The 18,807-nt window shown below is 65.8% G+C and carries 16 protein-coding genes; 15 read left to right on the plus strand and 1 reads right to left on the minus strand.

What is annotated here, in order from left to right:
• Window positions 1-6: 6 nt before the first annotated feature.
• The 13 genes from BSY238_RS04625 to BSY238_RS04685 all read left to right on the plus strand — a co-directional run bounded on the left by BSY238_RS04625 (window position 7) and on the right by BSY238_RS04685 (window position 14,494).
• Complete coding sequence (locus BSY238_RS04625; RefSeq protein WP_223300267.1) at window positions 7-1,491, plus strand: UDP-N-acetylmuramoyl-L-alanyl-D-glutamate--2,6-diaminopimelate ligase; 1,485 nt, start codon at window positions 7-9, stop codon at window positions 1,489-1,491.
• Window positions 1,488-2,882, plus strand: a complete 1,395-nt coding sequence (locus tag BSY238_RS04630) for a UDP-N-acetylmuramoyl-tripeptide--D-alanyl-D-alanine ligase (RefSeq protein WP_069038108.1) — start codon at window positions 1,488-1,490, stop codon at window positions 2,880-2,882. The genes BSY238_RS04625 and BSY238_RS04630 overlap by 4 nt, the downstream gene beginning before the upstream one ends.
• A complete protein-coding gene (gene mraY / locus BSY238_RS04635) occupies window positions 2,872-3,960 on the plus strand; it encodes a phospho-N-acetylmuramoyl-pentapeptide-transferase (RefSeq protein ID WP_069038109.1) in 1,089 nt (362 codons plus the stop codon). Before BSY238_RS04630 ends, mraY begins: the two co-directional genes overlap by 11 nt.
• Window positions 3,960-5,354, plus strand: coding sequence for a UDP-N-acetylmuramoyl-L-alanine--D-glutamate ligase (gene murD, locus BSY238_RS04640; protein WP_069038110.1), 1,395 nt, complete (start codon window positions 3,960-3,962; stop codon window positions 5,352-5,354). The genes mraY and murD overlap by 1 nt, the downstream gene beginning before the upstream one ends.
• Window positions 5,351-6,514 (plus strand): putative lipid II flippase FtsW, encoded by a 1,164-nt coding sequence (gene ftsW / locus BSY238_RS04645; protein ID WP_069038111.1) that lies wholly within the window; start codon window positions 5,351-5,353, stop codon window positions 6,512-6,514. The genes murD and ftsW overlap by 4 nt, the downstream gene beginning before the upstream one ends.
• Entirely contained in the window at window positions 6,511-7,584 is a 1,074-nt protein-coding gene (murG, locus tag BSY238_RS04650; RefSeq protein WP_069038112.1) for an undecaprenyldiphospho-muramoylpentapeptide beta-N-acetylglucosaminyltransferase, read from the plus strand. The genes ftsW and murG overlap by 4 nt, the downstream gene beginning before the upstream one ends.
• The gene (gene murC, locus BSY238_RS04655; protein WP_069038113.1) at window positions 7,581-8,981 is read left to right on the plus strand and encodes a UDP-N-acetylmuramate--L-alanine ligase; all 1,401 of its coding nucleotides are present in this window, start codon (window positions 7,581-7,583) and stop codon (window positions 8,979-8,981) included. The genes murG and murC overlap by 4 nt, the downstream gene beginning before the upstream one ends.
• Window positions 8,978-9,904, plus strand: coding sequence for a D-alanine--D-alanine ligase (locus tag BSY238_RS04660; RefSeq protein WP_069038114.1), 927 nt, complete (start codon window positions 8,978-8,980; stop codon window positions 9,902-9,904). Before murC ends, BSY238_RS04660 begins: the two co-directional genes overlap by 4 nt.
• On the plus strand, window positions 9,897-10,697 hold the full coding sequence (locus BSY238_RS04665) for a cell division protein FtsQ/DivIB (protein WP_069038115.1): 801 nt from the start codon (window positions 9,897-9,899) through the stop codon (window positions 10,695-10,697). Before BSY238_RS04660 ends, BSY238_RS04665 begins: the two co-directional genes overlap by 8 nt.
• Window positions 10,694-11,923, plus strand: coding sequence for a cell division protein FtsA (gene ftsA, locus BSY238_RS04670; RefSeq protein WP_069038116.1), 1,230 nt, complete (start codon window positions 10,694-10,696; stop codon window positions 11,921-11,923). Before BSY238_RS04665 ends, ftsA begins: the two co-directional genes overlap by 4 nt.
• Before the next feature lie 158 nt (window positions 11,924-12,081).
• Window positions 12,082-13,242 (plus strand): cell division protein FtsZ, encoded by a 1,161-nt coding sequence (ftsZ, locus tag BSY238_RS04675; protein WP_069038117.1) that lies wholly within the window; start codon window positions 12,082-12,084, stop codon window positions 13,240-13,242.
• A 115-nt stretch (window positions 13,243-13,357) separates the two neighbouring features.
• Window positions 13,358-14,302, plus strand: coding sequence for a UDP-3-O-acyl-N-acetylglucosamine deacetylase (gene lpxC, locus BSY238_RS04680; RefSeq protein WP_069038118.1), 945 nt, complete (start codon window positions 13,358-13,360; stop codon window positions 14,300-14,302).
• A gap of 9 nt (window positions 14,303-14,311) precedes the next feature.
• On the plus strand, window positions 14,312-14,494 hold the full coding sequence (locus BSY238_RS04685; protein ID WP_069038119.1) for a hypothetical protein: 183 nt from the start codon (window positions 14,312-14,314) through the stop codon (window positions 14,492-14,494).
• 21 nt (window positions 14,495-14,515) lie between these two features.
• On the opposite strand, the gene BSY238_RS04690 is transcribed toward BSY238_RS04685, so the two are convergent.
• Window positions 14,516-14,944 (minus strand): DciA family protein, encoded by a 429-nt coding sequence (locus BSY238_RS04690; RefSeq protein ID WP_069038120.1) that lies wholly within the window; start codon window positions 14,942-14,944, stop codon window positions 14,516-14,518.
• Window positions 14,945-14,966: 22 nt separating this feature from the next.
• On the opposite strand from BSY238_RS04690, the gene BSY238_RS04695 reads away from it, so the two are divergent.
• Entirely contained in the window at window positions 14,967-15,935 is a 969-nt protein-coding gene (locus BSY238_RS04695) for a M23 family metallopeptidase (RefSeq protein ID WP_069038121.1), read from the plus strand.
• A gap of 129 nt (window positions 15,936-16,064) precedes the next feature.
• Complete coding sequence (gene secA, locus BSY238_RS04700) at window positions 16,065-18,803, plus strand: preprotein translocase subunit SecA (protein ID WP_069038122.1); 2,739 nt, start codon at window positions 16,065-16,067, stop codon at window positions 18,801-18,803.
• Window positions 18,804-18,807 lie beyond the last annotated feature (4 nt).

Genomic DNA, 18,807 nt, shown 5'->3' on the forward strand with positions numbered 1-18,807 from the left:
GCGGCCGTGATCGCACAGGTTCGCGCAGCACTGGCGGCGCATGGTGTCGAGCCGCGGACGCTGCGCGCCGACTCGCGCCACATCGCGCCCGGCGACATCTTTTTCGCGCTGCCCGGCGAGCGCACCGACGGCCGTCGCTTCATCGACGCCGCGATCGAACGCGGCGCAGCCGCCGTGCTCTGCGAAGCCGGCACCACCCCCATCACCACCACGAACCCGCAGGTGCCGGTGATCGGCATCGAAGACCTGCACCGCCATGCCGGCGCGCTCGCCGATGCGCTGCTCGATCAGCCGTCGGCGCATCTGCACGTGATCGGCATCACCGGCACCAATGGCAAGACTTCGGTCAGCCAGTGGATTGCTCAGGCGCTGCACGCACTCGGTCGCGAATGCGGCGTCATCGGCACCCTGGGCAACGGCCTGCCGGGCCGACTGACCGAGTCCGCCAACACCACGCCCGACGTGGTGAGCGTGCATCAGACCCTGGCCGACCTGCGGCGCGCCGGCGCCACCGCCTGCGCGATGGAGGTTTCGTCGATCGGCCTGCACCAGCATCGCATCGACGGCGTACGACTGCATACCGCGGTATTCACCAATCTGACGCGCGACCATCTGGACTACCACCACGACATGCAGCACTACGCCGACGCCAAGGCTGCGCTGTTCGCCCGGCCCGGACTGCAGGCCGCAGTGATCAATACCGATGACGCCTTCGGTCGCACGCTGGCGCAGCAATGCGCCGGGCAGTTCGACGTGACGACCTGCGCCTTCGACCACGCGCCGCCGGCGGGCACGACCGGACTGCGCGCGCGCAATGCCGAGTTGTCGCACGGCGTGTCGTTCGACCTCGTGCATGGCCTGGACCAGCATTCGGCACACATCAGCACCGCGCTGATCGGGCGTTTCAACGTACAGAACCTGATGGCGGTGGCCGGCAGCCTGCTGCATGCCGGCGTGTCGCTGAATGACGCGGCGCACGCACTCGCCGGTCTGACGCCGCCCCCCGGGCGCATGCAGGGCATCGGCGGTCAGGGCGCGCCGCTGGTCGTGGTCGACTATGCGCACACGCCGGACGCGCTCGAACAGGCCTTGATCGCGTTGCAGCCGGTCGCCGCAGCCCGCGGCGGCAAGCTGGTATGCATCTTCGGCTGTGGCGGCGAGCGTGATGCCGGCAAGCGACCGCTGATGGGTACCGTGGCGTGCGAACAGGCGCATCAGGTGTGGCTGACCTCGGACAATCCGCGCGGCGAAGATCCGGACGCCATCCTCGATGACATTGCCCGCGGCACGGTTGAAGGCCGGCGCGTCCATCGCATCGCCGACCGCGCACAAGCGATCCGGCAGGCCGTCGCCGAAGCAGTCGCGGCCGATGTCGTGCTGCTGGCCGGAAAAGGTCATGAAAGCTACCAGGAACGCAACGGCCGGCGCACGCCATGGTCGGACATCGAACAGGCACATGCCGCGCTCGCAACCTGGGGAGTGTCCGCATGATTGCGTTATGGACCGCATCGGACGTGGCTCGAGCCTGTGCCGGTACGCTGATCGGGCCGGACGTCGCACTGGGCGGCTTTTCGACCGACAGCCGCAGCGTGGCCACGGGAGACCTGTTCGTCGCGCTGCGCGGCGAGCGCTTCGACGCGCATGATTTCATCGCCGACGTGCAGACGGCAGGCGCTGCCGCAGTCGTGATCGCGAACGACTGCCCGCATGAGGGCGGCACGCTGATCCAAGTGAGCGACACGCGCGTCGCGCTGGGCGACATCGCGCGCGCCTGGCGCAGCCGCTTCAAGCTGCCGCTGATCGGCGTCACAGGCAGCAACGGCAAGACGACGGTGAAGGAAATGATTGCTGCCATCCTGCGCGCGCACGCGCTGAGCGTCGGCTGGCCGACCGGCTCGGTGCTGGCGACGCGCGGCAACCTGAACAACGACATCGGCGTCCCGCTGATGCTGTTCGGCCTGCGCGACACGCACCGGCTGGCCGTGATCGAAATGGGCATGAACCACCCGGGCGAAATCGCCTGGCTGGCCGGCATCGCGAAGCCGACTGTCGCACTGGTGAACAATGCCCAGCGCGAACACCTCGAATTCATGAACAGCGTCGCCGAAGTGGCAAGCGAAAACGGCGACGTGTTCGACGCGCTCGGCGCCGATGGCGTCGCCGTCATCAACGCCGATGACGAATTCGCCGATTACTGGGCTGGCCGCAATACAGGGCGTCACACGCTGCGATTCGGTCTTTCGCCGGACGCCGACGTCGGCGCCACTGCGACGCCCGCCGGACTTGGTTACCGGCTCGACCTGCATGGCGTATTCGGCACGGCGCAGATCATGCTGCGCGTGCCCGGCCTGCACAACGCGCGCAACGCGCTGTGCGCCGCCACCGCCAGCCTCGCCGCCGGCGCCGACATGGCGGCCGTGGTGTGGGCGCTGAACCACTTCGAAGGCGTCAAGGGCCGCCAGCAGGTCAAGGCGGGTGCGTCCGGCAGCACCGTCATCGACGACAGCTACAACGCGAATCCGGATTCGGTGCGCGCCGCCATCGACGTGCTCGCCACGGCCACCGGCCGGCGCGTCCTCGTGCTGGGCGACATGGGTGAAGTCGGCAACCAGGGTCCGGCTTTCCATCGCGAAGCGGGCGCCTACGCGCGCGAGCACGGCATCCATGCGCTGCATGCGCTGGGTGAAGCCAGTATCGACGCCGTCGCCGCCTTCGGTCCGGGCGCCCTGCACTACACCGATCACGCCGCCATCGCTGCGGCGCTGCGCCCGCAACTCGATGCCACCACGACGGTGCTGGTGAAAGGCTCGCGCTTCATGCGCATGGAGCGCATCGCCGAAGCGCTCGCCGACACTTCCGGACAGGATCCCCATGCTGCTTGAACTGACCCGCTGGCTGGCCCAGGACATCCGCGCCTTCAACGTGTTCAACTACATCACGTTGCGCGCGGTGCTGGCCATGATGACCTCGCTGGCGATCTGCTGGACTTTCGGTCCGCTGCTCATCCGCAAGCTGACCGAATACAAGATCGGTCAGTCGGTACGCGACGACGGGCCGAAATCGCACCTGACCAAGGCCGGCACGCCCACCATGGGCGGCGCACTCATCCTGATTTCGCTCGGCCTGACGACGCTGCTGTGGGCCGACCTGTCGAACCGCTACATCTGGGTGGTGCTCATCGTCACGCTGGGCTTCGGCGCCGTGGGCTGGGTGGATGACTGGCGCAAGGTGGTGCATCGCAATCCCAAGGGGCTGTCGGCGCGCGCCAAGTTCTTCTGGTCGTCCATCTTCGCCGCCGGTGCCGCGGTCTACCTCGGGCTGACGCCGCAGGTACCGGCCCAACTCGACCTGATCGTGCCGTTCTTCAAGTCGGTCGCCTATCCGCTGGGCGCCTTCGGCTTCATGGTGCTGACCTATTTCGTCATCGTCGGCACGAGCCACGCGGTGAATCTGACCGACGGCCTCGACGGGCTGGCCACGATGCCGGCCGTCATGGTCAGCGGCGCGCTGGCCATCTTCGCCTACGTCGCCGGCAACGCGGTGTTTTCGCGCTACCTCGGCGTGCCCTTCATCCCGGGCGCGGGCGAACTGGCGATCTTCTGCGGCGCGCTGTGCGGCGCCGGTCTCGGCTTCCTGTGGTTCAACGCCTATCCGGCGGAAGTGTTCATGGGCGACGTCGGCGCACTGGCGCTGGGTGCCGCACTCGGCACCGTGGCCGTGGTCGTGCGGCAGGAAATCGTGCTGTTCATCATGGGCGGCCTGTTCGTCGCCGAAACGCTGTCGGTGATGATCCAGGTGCTGTACTTCAAGTGGTCGGGCGGCAAGCGCATCTTTCGCATGGCGCCGCTGCACCACCATTACGAACTGGGCGGATGGAAGGAAACGCAGGTGGTCGTGCGCTTCTGGATCATCACATTGATGCTCGTGCTGTTCGGTCTGTCGACGCTGAAGCTGCGCTGATGAAACTTTCGGGAACCCACGTCCTCGTGCTCGGCCTCGGTGAATCCGGGCTGGCCATGGCGCGCTGGTGCGGGCGTCAGGGCGCCGTGCTGCGCGTGGCCGACAACCGTGCGGCGCCACCGGGCATGGATGCGCTGGCACGCGACCTCCCGGGCGCGGAACTGCGCTGCGGTCCGTTCGATGACAGCCTGCTCGATGGCATCGCGCTGCTCGCGCTGTCCCCCGGACTGGCACCGCACGAACCGCTGGTAGTGGAAGCAAAGCGCCGCGGCATCGAGGTGGTGGGCGAGATCGAGCTGTTCGCGCGCGCGCTGCGCGAGCTGGGCTGGCGCGAACGCACCAAGGTGATCGCAATCACCGGCACCAATGGCAAGACGACCACCACCGCGCTGACCGGCGCGCTGTGCCGCGCCTGCGGCCTGCGCACGGAGGTGGCCGGCAACATTTCCCCGGCGGCGCTCGACGCACTGATGCGCGTGCTGGACGAGGGCGTCATGCCCGACGCGTGGGTGCTCGAGCTGTCGAGCTTCCAGCTCGAAACCACCGACACGCTGGATGCCGACGCGGCCACCGTACTGAACGTTACGCAGGACCACCTCGATCGTCACCCGGGTGGTATGGCGGCCTACGCAGCGGCCAAGGCACGCATTTTCGGCGCGCACACGGTGCAGGTGCTGAACCGCGATGACAGTCATGTCGGCGCGATGCAACGCACGGGCGTGCAGTCGCTCCGCTTCGGCGATGGCGTGCCGTCGGGCAGCGACTACGGACTGACCGAAGTCGACGGTGGGCTTTGGCTGGTGCGCGGCACGCAGTCACTGCTGGCGCTTGAAGACATGAAGCTTGCCGGTCGCCACAACGCTCACAACGCACTGGCCGCGCTTGCGCTGTGCGAGGCGATCGGCCTCCCGCAAGACTGCTGCATCGCGGCGCTGAAGGCTTTCGCCGGACTGCCGCACCGCGTCGAGACCGTGCTGGACATCGACGGCATCCACTTCATCGACGATTCCAAGGGCACCAATGTCGGCGCCACGGTCGCTGCGATCGAAGGACTGGGCCGGCCGCTGAACATCATTCTCGGCGGCGACGGCAAGGGTCAGGACTTCGCGCCGCTCGGGCCGGCATGCGCGCGTCACGCAAGGTTCTGCGCGCTGATCGGCCGCGACGCGGCGGCCATCTCGTCGGTGCTGGCCGCACATGGCGTGGCGCACTGCACTTTCGGCTCGCTGGAGGAGGCCACCCGCGCCGCCTTCGAGGCCGCTCAGCCGGGCGATGCGGTGCTGCTGTCGCCGGCCTGCGCCAGCCTCGACATGTTCCGCCACTACGCGCACCGCGCCGAGGTGTTCATCGCCGAAGCGCGCCGCCTCGCCACACAGCAGGGAGTGCACTCATGAGCGGCAGCATGCGCCTCGATGGGCCCCGTCTGCCGGGCAGCGGCCCGCGGCCGGCCGAACTCGACCCCTGGCTGCTGTGGCCGGCGGTCGCGCTGCTGCTGATCGGTCTCGTCATGGTGTATTCGGCGTCGATCGCGGTCGCCGACAGCAGCCGCTTCACCGGCAACCGGTCGGACTTCTTCCTGATCCGCCAGGCGGTGTTCCTCGCCATCGGCGGCGTGGCAGCACTGATGGCCTTTCAGGTACCGGTGCGCACCTGGCAGGCGTGGTCCATGTGGCTGTTTCTCGGCGGCATCGTGCTGCTGGTGCTGGTACTGATCCCCGGCATCGGCAGTGTGGTGAACAACTCGCGCCGCTGGATCAATCTCGGCCCGGTGAATATCCAGCCGTCCGAGCTGGTGAAGCTGTTCACCGTGCTGTATGCCGCCAGCTACATCGTGCGCCGGCTGCCCGAGATGGGCTCGTTCCGGCGCGCCTTCGTGCCGATGGCGCTGGTCATCCTGCTGGTCGGCGCGCTGCTGGTCGCCGAGCCCGACTACGGCGCCTTCGTGGTCATCGTGCTGATCGCCTTCGGCATGCTTTTCCTCGGCGGCATCAACGGCAAGCTGTTCTTTTCGCTCGGACTGGTGGCGATCATCGGCTTCGCGACGCTGATCCGCTTCAACGAACTGCGCTGGGGGCGCTTCATCGCCTTCCTCGATCCGTTCAACAACGACCCGCTGGGCAAGGGTTATCAGCTGACGCACTCGCTGATCGCCTTCGGCCGCGGCGAGTGGTTCGGCGTCGGGCTGGGCGGCAGCGTCGAGAAACTGTTCTACCTGCCCGAGGCGCACACCGACTTCCTGCTGGCGGTGATCGGCGAGGAACTGGGGCTCGTCGGCGTGGCCACGGTGATCGCGCTGTTCGCCCTGGTGGTGCATCGCGCGTTCGCCATCGGCCGGCGGGCGCTGCTGCTCGAACGCGCCTACGCGGGACTGGTCGCCCAGGGCGTGGGCATCTGGTTCGGTGTGCAGGCCTTCATCAACATGGGCGTGAACGTCGGCATCCTGCCGACCAAGGGCCTCACGTTGCCGCTGATGAGCTACGGCGGCTCGGGCATCCTGGTCAATTGCATCGCGCTGGCCATCCTGTTGCGCATCGACTGGGAGAACCGGCGATGAGCAGCACGGCGCTCATCATGGCGGGCGGTACCGGCGGTCACATCTACCCCGGTCTGGCGGTGGCGGACGAATTGCGCAGCCGCGGCTGGCACGTCGTGTGGCTGGGCAACGCAGACGGCATGGAAGGCCGCATCGTGCCGCCGCGCGGCTACGAACTGCAGTCGATCCGCTTCAGCGCACTGCGCGGCAAGGGCGTGCTGCGCAAGCTTTTGCTGCCGCTCAATCTGCTGCGCGGCTTCTGGCAGGCGCTCGGCGTGCTCGGGCGGGTCAGGCCGCAGGTCGTGCTGGGCCTCGGCGGGTACGTCACCTTCCCCGGCGGCATGATGGCCGCGCTGCGCGGTACGCCGCTCGTGCTGCACGAACAGAATTCAGTCGCCGGGCTGGCCAATCGCGTACTCGCGAAAGTGGCCGACCGCGTGCTCGCAGGTTTTCCGAAGGCGCTGTCCGGCGCCGAATGGACCGGAAATCCGGTGCGTGCGGACATCGCCGCCCTGCCCGACCCGGCCGTGAGGTTCGCCAGGCGCCACGGTCCGCTGAACCTGCTGGTCGTCGGCGGCAGTCTGGGGGCACAGGCGCTGAACGACGCCGTGCCGCAGGCGCTGGCGCTGTTGCCCGAAGCTGCGCGACCGCAGGTCGTGCATCAGGCGGGCGAAAAGAACATGCCTGCGCTCGAAGCCGCGTACGAAAAGGCGGGCGTGACCGGTACGCTCGCGCCCTTCATTCAGGACATGGCCGCCGCCTACGCCAACGCCGACCTGGTCATCTGTCGGGCCGGCGCATTGACCGTGGCCGAACTCGCTGCCGCCGGCGTCGCGTCGGTGCTCGTGCCCTTCCCGCACGCGGTGGATGACCACCAGACCGGCAACGCCCGCTTCCTCGCCGACGCAGGCGCTGCGCTGCTGCTGCCGCAGCCCGAACTCGACGCGACATCGCTGGCCGCCCTGCTCGGCTCGCTTGATCGCGCGCGACTGCTCGACATGGCGCAACGCGCCCGAGCGCTGGCGCGCCCCGGCGCCGCAGCCGAAGTCGCCGACATCTGCGCCGCCATCGCGCGCAAGGACCTCACATGAAACACAAGATCAATCACATCCATTTCATCGGCATCGGCGGCTCCGGCATGAGCGGCATCGCCGAAGTGCTGCTCAACCAGGGCTATGTCGTCAGCGGCTCGGATCTGGCCGACAACGCGGTGACGCGCCGGCTGGCCAGTCTGGGTGCCCGGGTGGTGCAGGGCCATGCGGCGCACAACATCGCCGGCGCGGACGCGGTGGTCACCTCGACCGCGGTCAGCGCCGACAACCCCGAGGTGGTCAGCGCGCGCGAACGGCATATTCCGGTGGTGCCGCGCGCGCAGATGCTGGCCGAGCTGATGCGCATCAAGCAGGGCGTTGCGGTCGCCGGCACGCACGGCAAGACCACCACCACATCGCTGATCGCGAGCTGTCTGGCAGAAGGCGGACTCGATCCGACCTTCGTCATCGGCGGCCGCCTCAATTCGGCCGGCGCCAACGCCCGGCTGGGCACCGGCGAATTCCTGGTCGCCGAAGCCGACGAGTCGGATGCGTCCTTCCTGTTCCTGTCCCCGGTGGTGTCGGTGGTCACCAACATCGATGCCGATCACATGGACACCTATGGCCACGACTTCTCGAAACTGAAACAGGCCTTCGTCGATTTTCTGAACCGGCTGCCCTTCTATGGCGTGGCGGTGCTGTGCATGGACGACGCGAACGTGCGCGAAATCATGCCGCAGGTGCCCAAGCAGATCATCCGCTACGGCCTCGATCCGGCCGCCCAGGTACGCGCGGAGAACGTGCGCGCAGACGGCACGCGGATGCTGTTCGACGCGGTGCGTGTCAATGGCACGACGACGCGCATCCCGGTCGAACTGAACCTGCCCGGCCTGCACAACGTGCGCAACGCCCTCGCGGCAATCGCCGTGGCGAACGAAGTCGGCGTGCCGGATGACGCCATCGCACGCGCGTTGTCGGAGTTCAAGGGCGTGGGCCGGCGCTTCACGCGGCACGGTGAAATCGCACTGCCGGCCGGCGGCCACTTCACGCTGGTCGATGACTACGGCCATCACCCGGTCGAAATGGCCGCAACACTGGACGCGGCGCGCGGCGCCTACCCCGGCCGGCGCATCGTGCTGGCCTTCCAGCCGCACCGCTACACACGCACCCGCGACTGCTTCGAGGACTTCGTGCGCGTGTTGTCGGGTGCCGACGCGGTGGTCCTGACCGAGGTGTACGCCGCAGGTGAAGCCCCCATCGTCGCTGCCGACGGCCGCGCACTGGCGCGCGCACTGCGCGTCGCCGGCAAGGTCGAGCCGGTGTTCGTCGAGGACATCGCCGAACTGCCGCAGACGCTGCTCGATACGGTGCGCGACGGCGATGTCGTGGTCGGCATGGGCGCCGGCTCAATCGGGCAGCTGCCCTCGAAATTTGCACAGGATCAGGACCGCACATGAGTACCCCCACTCCACAGTCTTTCGGCAAGGTCGCCGTGCTGTTCGGCGGACGCTCCGCCGAACGCGAGATTTCCATCATGTCCGGCAGCGCGGTGCTCGCGGCACTGTGCGAGCAGGGCGTGGATGCGCACGCCTTCGACCCGGCCGAACGCGATCTGTGGGAACTGAAGCGCGATGGCTTCGAACGCGCATTCATCGCGCTGCACGGCCGTGGCGGCGAGGACGGCACCATCCAGGGCGCGCTCGAATGCCTCGGCATTCCCTACACCGGCAGCGGCGTGATGGCATCGGCCATCGGCATGGACAAGTGGCGCACCAAGATGGTGTGGCTGTCGGCCGGCCTGCCCACGCCGCGCTACAAGTTATTGCACGCCGGCAGCGACTTTGCGGCCGTGGCATCGGAGTTGGGATTGCCGCTGTTCGTCAAGCCGGCGCGCGAAGGTTCGAGCGTCGGCGCGACCCGCGTGAACACGGTCGAAGATCTGCCCGCCGCCTACGAAACCGCCGCCCGCTGCGATCCGCTGGTACTGGCCGAACAGTTCATCTCGGGCCAGGAACTGACCGCACCCTTCCTCGGCGAAATGGCGCTGCCACTGATCCGCATCGAGGCGCCGCGCGGCAACTACGACTACCAGAACAAATACTTCACCGATGAAGTGAAGTACCACTGCCCGAGCGGACTGAGCGAGGACGTCGAACACGAGATACAGGCACTGGTGATGCGCGCCGCGCGGCTGATCGACTGCCGCGGCTGGGGTCGTGCGGATCTGATGCTGGGACAGGACGGCAAGCCCTGGCTGCTCGAAATCAACACCTCGCCCGGCATGACCTCGCATTCGCTGGTGCCGATGGCTGCGCGGGCGGTCGGCATCGAATTCGGCGAACTGTGCCTGCGCATCCTGGAGTCGGCACGCCTTGGCTAGCAAAGCTCCCGCACGCCGCAAACCCGGCGGTCCGGCCGATGAGGGCGGGCTGTGGGAAAGTCCGCGCGCGCTCACAATGATTGCCGACTGCATCCTGCTGCTGGCCGGTGCGGCACTGATCTACGCGCTGGTGCTGGGCGTCACGCGCCTGCCGCTGCTGCCGCTGCAGGCCGTCATGCTGGACCGTGCGCCCGATCACCTGACGACCGCCCAGATCGAGGACGCTGCGCGGCGCGCAGTGAATGGCAATTTCCTGACCACCGACATCGAGCGCGCGCGCGAGGTTTTCGAACAGCTGCCCTGGGTGCGCAACGCTGCGGTGCGGCGCATATGGCCCGGCTTCATCGAGGTCGAGCTCGAAGAGCACCGGGCGGTCGCGCGCTGGTGGGTGCCGGACAACGCGCCGGCACGCATGGTGAATACGCAGGGCGAGCTGTTCGCCGCAGATCACGACCGCACGCTGCCACTGTTCATTGGCCCGGACGAACAGGCATCGAAGATGCTGCAGCGGCACCTCGAATGGAGCGCAACGCTGTCGCCGCTGCAGCGCCGGATCGACAAGATGGCCCTGACCCGCCGCGAAGCCTGGCAGCTGCTGCTCGACGACGGCTCGCGCATCGAACTGGGTCGCGACGACGACAAGACGCCGATCTCCGCGCGCCTGACGCGCTATGTCACGACCCAGCCGGCCGTGTCGCGCGAAGGCGCCCAGAAAATCCTATACGCCGACCTGCGTTACCCCAACGGCTACGCGATACGTACCGGCAGCACAGCCACCCAGGAAAGACCATGACACGAGACAGCAAGGACCTCATCGTCGGACTCGACATCGGCACGTCGAAGATCACGGCCGTCATCGCCCAGCTGGGCGCCGATGGCCGACTCGACATACTCGGCCTTGCCTCACAGGAATCGCAGGGCCTGAAGAAGGGTGTCGTGGTCAATATCGAAGCCACCGTGGATTCGATTTCGCGCGTCATCCAGGAAGTCGAGCTGATGGCCGAATGCAAGGTGCGCGAGGTGTTCACCGGCATCGCAGGCAGCCACATCCGCAGCTTCAATTCGAATGGCGTCGTGGCGATCAAGGACAAGGAAGTGACCCGGCTGGACCTGGAGCGGGTGGTCGAAACCGCGCGCGCGATGCCGATACCGGCCGATCAGGAAATCCTGCACACGCTGACGCAGGAATTCATCATCGACGGCCAGGACGGCGTGCGCGAGCCGATCGGCATGAGCGGCAAGCGGCTCGAAGTGCGCGTGCACATCGTCACCGGCGCGGTGTCGGCGGCGCAGAACATCATCAAGTGCGTGCGCCGCTGCGGCCTTGAAGTGGTGGACTTGGTGCTGCAGCCGCTGGCTTCGAGCCAGGCCACGCTGTCGGACGACGAAAAGGATCTGGGCGTGTGCCTGGTCGACATCGGCGGCGGCACCACCGACATCGCCATCTTCACGCAGGGCGCGATCCGCCACACGGCGGTGATTCCGATCGCCGGCGACCAGATCACCAATGACATCGCGATGGCAATGCGCACGCCGACGGCCGAAGCCGAAGACATCAAGCTGCACTTCGGCGTTGCGATGTCTGCACTGGCCGACGCGGAAGACATGATCGAAGTGCCGGGCATCGGCGACCGCGGCCCGCGCCGCATGTCGCGCCAGGCGCTGGCCGACGTGATCGAGCCGCGCGTATCCGAGCTGTTCGAACTGGTGCAGGCCGAGCTGCGGCGCAGCGGCTACGAGGAATTGCTGTCATCCGGCATCGTGCTGACCGGCGGCAGCGCGACCATGCGCGGCATGGCGGATCTGGCCGAAGACGTGTTCCACCTGCCGGCTCGCATCGGGGTGCCCGAGTACAGCGGAAACCTCGCCGACGTGGTGCGCCATCCGCGCTACGCGACGGCGATCGGGCTGGTCATGGAAGGGGCTGCACAGCGCCGCCGCGGGCAGGTTGCACGCGACGGCCGCAACGTCCGCCAGGTGCTGGCGAACATGCGCTCATGGTTCGAAAGAAATTTCTGAAAATGCGACTCAAACGGCATCTACGTCATGCGTTGCACTAAGTTTAGTCGTATACTTGCGAAAAATCACTAAATGTAGTGGTTCACCACAGGTATTCGGCTTTTCGCTGCTCGCGAGCCCTCGGGCTTAGAGGCATCTTTGTATAGACAGGAGGCGGTATGTTCGAGATTCTCGACAAGGAACCCGTGGGGGCAGTGATCAAGGTCATCGGCGTCGGCGGAGCTGGCGGCAATGCGGTCGATCACATGATCCGCGAAGGTGTGAATGGTGTTGAATTCATTGCCGCCAACACCGACGGCATGGCGCTGAACCGCAGCCTCGCCCCGATCAAGATTCAGCTCGGAAAGAACGGCCGTGGCGCGGGTGCCAAGCCGGAAGTGGGCCGCAGCGCGGCCGACGAATACCGCGAATACATCGCCGACCAGTTGCGTGGCGCCGAAATGGTCTTCATCACGGCCGGCATGGGCGGCGGCACGGGCACCGGCGCGGCACCCATCGTGGCCGAAGTCGCCAAGGAAATGGGCATCCTGACGGTCGCCGTCGTGACCAAGCCCTTCGATTACGAGAACCGCATGCGTGCGGCCGAAACCGGCATCGAAGAACTGGCGAAGAGCGTCGATTCGCTGATAGTCGTACTGAACGAAAAGCTGATGGAAGTGCTCGGCGAAGATGCCAGCCTCGAAGACGGCTTCAAGGCGGCCGACAACGTGCTGCGCAACGCGGTTGGCGGCATCGCCGAAATCATCAACATACCAGGCCTGGTGAACGTCGACTTCCAGGACGTGCGCACCGTGATGGGTGAAATGGGTCGCGCCATGATGGGTTCGGCCGAAGCGGCCGGCATGGACCGCGCACGCATCGCGGCCGAACAGGCCGTCGCCAGCCCGCTGCTCGAAGGCGTCGAGTTGTCGGGAGCGCGCGGCGTTCTGGTCAACATCACCGCCAGCCGTTCGCTGAAGATGAAGGAAGTGAAGGACGCGATGGAAACCGTGCGCGCCTTCGCGGCCGAGGGTGCCCACGTGATCTTCGGTACCGTGTTCGACGAAACGATGGATGACCGCCTGCGCGTCACCGTCGTGGCGACCGGGCTCGGCGCACCGCGCGCGATCAGCAGCAAGCCGCCGATGACCATCATCCGCACCGGCACCGACGACATGGCCATGGCGTCCGGCAACGGCACCGACTACTCGCATCTCGACATCCCGGCAGTGATGCGCGGACGCGGCGGCCGCACGGCATCCAGCGCCGTCGAGGCGATGCGCGCCAATGGTGTCGAAACGCTCGACATTCCGGCCTTCCTGCGCAAGCAGGCAGACTGATCCGACGACTTCAGCCCGGGCGCAGCCTTGCTGCAGCCCGGAAACGTCGTGTTACACGGTTATTACACCGAGCTGGGATAAAATCCGGTTTTCGAACCGGTCTTCCCCACCCGCCATGATCAGGCAACGCACGATCCGTTCAATCAGCCACGCGACAGGCGTAGGTCTGCATTCGGGATTGAAGGTGAATCTCGACCTGCGTCCGGCGCCCGTCGACACGGGCATCGTCTTTCGCCGCACCGACCTCGAACCGCCGGTTGAAATACGCGCCGATGCACGCGCCGTGGGTGACACACGCCTCGCGTCCTGCCTGAGCAGCGGCGGCGCGACGATATCGACCGTGGAGCACCTGATGTCGGCGCTCGCCGGGCTCGGCGTAGACAATGTGTTCGTCGATGTCGACGCATCCGAGTTGCCCATCATGGATGGTTCGGCATCCACCTTCGTCTATCTGATCCAGCAGGCCGGCGTGGTCGAGCAGGCCGCACCGAAGAAATTCATCCGCGTGCTCGACACCATCGAAGTCAAGGATGGCGACAAGTGGGCGAAGCTCGAACCCTATGAAGGGTTCAGCCTCGAATTTTCGATCGAGTTCCGGCATCCGGCGATCGAACGTACCGGCACGAAGGTCAAGATCGACTTCGCCCATCAGTCGTATGTCAACGACGTGGCGCGCGCGCGCACCTTCGGCTTCATGCACGAAGTCGAATACCTGCGCCAGAACGGGCTCGCACAGGGCGGCAGTCTCGACAATGCCATCGTGATGGACGAGTACCGTGTATTGAACAGCGACGGCCTGCGCTATGCGGACGAGTTCGTCAAGCACAAGGTACTCGACGCGATCGGCGACCTGTACATCATCGGCCATCCGCTGCTGGCGGCCTTCAGCGCACACAAGTCGGGCCATGCGTTGAACAACCAGTTGCTGCATGCACTGCTGGCGCGTCAGGACGCCTGGGAATGGGCGGATTTCGCTGCCTCGCGCCCTGCCCCCGCTGCAGTGTCGAACCAGTTCATGCCGCTGCCGGACAACGGGCCGTCCCTGCCGGCCTTCGCCTGAGGCCCGCCGGTGCTCATCCTGCGCCTGATCGGCATCCTGCTGATCATTTCGGTCGCCGCCTGCTTCATCACCTATGTCATCACGCGCAACAGGCGCTATCTGACACTGGCCGGGCTGCTGCTGAAGTACTCGATCATCGCGGCGCTGCTGATCGGTGCGCTGTTCGTGCTGGAACGCGTTCTGGTCATCTAGCGGATGCGATCGCCCGCAGCATCAGCTGCGATCGATCAGCTTCTGCAATGCGCGGCGCAACTCGCTGTCCGCTGCGAGTCCGGCACTGCCTTCGGCAAGCCTTGCGCGCGCCTGCAGGCTGACCTCGCGACGGGGTGCGCATGCCGGAAGCTGTTGTCCTTCATGGGCTTGCACCTTGACCCTGACTTCGGTAACCTCGCTGCAACTTTCCCGGACGGCTGTCAGTACGCTCGGTAACACTTGCCTGAGTCGATTGGCGACGGCACCCGAGGGCGCGCTGACCACCACCACTCCCTGCTTCACGTTCAACACACGGCTGATGTTCGCCAGTTCCGGTGGCAGGAATTTTTCATAAGCCCGTTGCACGCGGCCGATGGTTCTGGCGTGCAGGGCAAGTTGAGCCAGGCTGTCCTGCGTTGTAAGGTGATCGTGCAGACGGCGGGCTGACATAGACAAGAACTCGGGAGCGAGCGTGCAGATTATTCTTGTTTCCAGTCGCCTGACAACAGCAAAGGCCATTACGGTCCAGCCCTGGCACCTCGCCAGCGCGCTTGTTGCCTTCACGGTGCTGGTGTTTTCCCTCGCGTCGGCCTTCTCCTTCATCACCCTGAAGCACGCCAGCGAATGGAAGCTGCCGCTGATCGACGACATGATCGCGACCGCCCGCAACGAGGAAATCCAGCGCAGCGAACAGTTCGTGCGCGAAAACCTGAACACCATGGCAGTCAAGCTGGGACAGATGCAGGCCCAGCTGATCCAGCTCGATACGCTAGGTTCGCGACTTGCGAAGTTCGCCGGCGTCAAGGCGCCGGAGCCGGTGCGCACTTCGCCCCCCCCAGGCCAGGGCGGTCCGCTGGTGAATGAAAATGCGCTGTCCGCGATCGAACTCGAAGCACAGATGAAGCACTTTGCCGACCTGCTGTCGCAGCAGGACGACTACCTCGGGGTGATCGAGTCCGAACTGCTGCTCGACCAGGCCAGCCTGTCCCTCGTGCCTTCCACGCTGCCGGTGATCGGCGGTGCCTGGAACGCGTCGGGCTTCGGCTGGCGCATCGATCCCTTCAATGGTTCGCGCGCCATGCATGAAGGTGTCGATTTCGTTGCGGACGTGGGTACGCCCATCATCGCCGCCGCGGCCGGCGTGGTCACTTCCGCGTCCTATCATCCGCAGTACGGCAACATGGTCGAAATCGACCATGGACGCGACCTGAGCACGCGCTACGCACATGCGAGCAAGCTCACGGTCAGCGCCGGCATGATCGTCAAGCGCGGGCAGAAGATCGCGGAAGTCGGCAGCACCGGGCGCTCCACCGGTCCGCACCTGCATTTCGAGGTCCGGGTGAAGGATGTGGCACAGAACCCTAACCGCTTCCTGGAGCTGGCGCGCAAAGCCCAGCCAGCCGGTCTGCAGCAGGCTAAAGCAGGCAGCCACAAGCACTGAGCGCGCCCTCCGGCGCCCGCCTCCCCCGCGTGTGCACGTACAGCAGCCCCGGCTGGAGGCCGCGCGGCCGCATGCTAGAATCGCACCCTTTTCCGCCTTCGGTTTGCCCGAAACGGGCCCCAGTCTTCGATGATTGCTTCCCTGTTCACCAAGATTTTCGGCAGCCGCAACGATCGGTTGCTGCGCAAGTTCCGCTCGGTCGTCAATCGGATCAATGCACTCGAATCCGAATTGTCGGCCTTGAGCGACGAAGCACTGGCGGGCAAGACCGCCAGCCTCAGGCAGCAGCTCGCCGACGGCAAGACGCTCGACGACATCCTGCCGGAAGCTTTTGCAGTCGTGCGCGAGGCGAGCAAGCGCGTGCTGGGCCTGCGCCATTTCGACGTCCAGTTGCTGGGCGGCATCATGCTGCACAGTGGCCGCATCGCGGAAATGCGAACCGGTGAAGGCAAGACGCTGACCGCGACGCTGGCGGTATATCTGAATGCGCTATCCGGCAAGGGCGTGCATGTCGTGACGGTGAATGATTACCTCGCCAGCCGCGACGCCGAAATGATGGGACGCCTGTACGGTTTTCTGGGCATGACTACAGGCGTGAACCTGTCGCGCATGCAGACCGACAAGAAGCGTGTTGCCTACGCGTCCGACATCACCTACGGCACGAACAACGAATTCGGTTTCGACTACCTGCGCGACAACATGGTGTATTCGTTGGATGAACGCGTCCAGCGCGGCCTCAACTACGCCATCGTCGACGAGGTCGACTCCATCCTGATCGACGAGGCGCGCACACCGCTGATCATTTCCGGACAGGCCGACGACCATACCGACCTATACCTGCGCCTCAATGTCGTGGCACCGCGGCTCACACGTTGCGAAAAGGAAGATGGTCCGGGCGACTACTGGGTCGACGAAAAGGCCCATACGGTGCTGCTGACCGAAGCCGGTCACGAGCATGCCGAGGAAATCCTCAGCAGCGAGGGCCTGCTCGAAGCCGGCAGGAGCCTGTACGAGCCGGCCAACATCACGCTGGTGCACTTCCTGTACGCCAGCCTGCGCGCGCACAACCTGTACTTCCGGGATCAGCAGTACGTGGTGCAGAACGGCGAAATCATCATCGTCGACGAATTCACCGGCCGCCTGATGCCGGGCCGCCGCTGGTCGGACGGTCTGCACCAGGCGGTCGAAGCGAAGGAAGGCGTACAGATCCAGTCCGAGAACCAGACACTGGCGTCGATCACTTTCCAGAACTACTTCCGCATGTACGGCAAGCTGGCCGGCATGACCGGAACGGCAGACACCGAAGCCTACGAATTCCATCAGATCTACGGCCTGGAAACGGTCGTGATTCCGACCCATCGTCCGATGATCCGCAAGGACATGAACGATCTGGTGTATCGCACGGCGCCGGAGAAGTATGCAGCCGTGATCGCCGACATCAAGGATTGCCACGAGCGTGGCCAGCCGGTGCTGGTCGGTACGACCTCGATCGAAAGTTCGGAACTGCTGTCCGGCCTGCTGAAGAAGGACAATCTGCCGCACCAGGTGCTGAACGCGAAACAGCACGAACGCGAAGCGGAAATCATTGCGCAGGCCGGCAGTCCGGGCGTGATCACGATCGCGACCAACATGGCGGGTCGCGGTACCGACATCGTGCTCGGCGGCAACGTCGAGAAATCGATCCAGGCGCTGCGGGCGGACAGCAGCATCGACGAGGCCGACCGTGCGGCGCGCATCGAAAAGCTGCGCACCGAATGGACTGCGCTGCACCAGAAGGTCATTTCGGCCGGCGGCCTGCACATCATCGGCACCGAGCGCCACGAGTCGCGCCGCATCGACAACCAGCTGCGCGGCCGATCCGGTCGCCAGGGCGACCCGGGTTCGTCACGCTTCTACCTGTCGCTGGAAGATTCGCTGATGCGCATCTTCGGCGGCGAGCGCCTGAACGCCATCATGATCCGGTTGAAGATGCCGGAAGGCGAGGCGATCGAACATGCCATGGTCAACCGCTCGCTGGAGTCCGCACAGCGCAAGGTCGAACAGCGCAACTTCGACATCCGCAAGCAGCTGCTCGAGTACGACGACGTGGCCAATGACCAGCGCCGCGTCATCTACGAACAGCGCAACGCGCTGCTGGAAACCGGCAACATCGCCGAAACGATCACCGCCATGCGCCACAGCGTGCTCGAAGCCACTTTCCGCCAGTACCTGCCGGCGGAGACGGTCGAAGAGCAATGGGACCTGCCGGGTGCCACGTCGGCCTTCCTGTCCGAGTACCGCATCGACGCGCCGCTGGCCGACTGGCTGGCTGCCGAACCGAATCTGGCCGATGACGACCTGCTCAAGCGCATCACCGCAATGTCGGACGACCTGTACGCGGTGAAGGTCGCGCTGGTCGGCGCGGAATCGTTCGGCCAGTTCGAGCACAACGTGATGCTGCAAAGCCTGGACAGTCACTGGCGCGAACACCTCGCCGCACTCGACCACCTGCGTCAGGGCATCCATCTGCGCGGCTATGCACAGAAGAACCCGAAGCAGGAATACAAGCGCGAAGCATTCGAGCTGTTCGAAGGCCTGCTCGATTCGGTGCGCGCCGACGTGACGCGCGTACTGATGAATGTCGAGATCCGCTCACCGGAGCAGATCCAGGAAAGCGAACCGGTGGCACCCGATCTCGAGAACGTGCGCTATACGCATGCCGAGTTCGATCCGTCGCTGGCCGGCGAAGGTGTCGATCCGATGGCGCCGCCAGCCGGTGGCAACGCAGCGGCGACGCCGGCGACAGCCGGTCCGAAGATCGGTCGCAACGACCCCTGCCACTGCGGATCGGGCAAGAAGTACAAGCAGTGCCACGGCAAGCTGGTCTGAACGA

The organism is Methyloversatilis sp. RAC08 (assembly GCF_001713355.1).
GTDB lineage: Bacteria > Pseudomonadota > Gammaproteobacteria > Burkholderiales > Rhodocyclaceae > Methyloversatilis.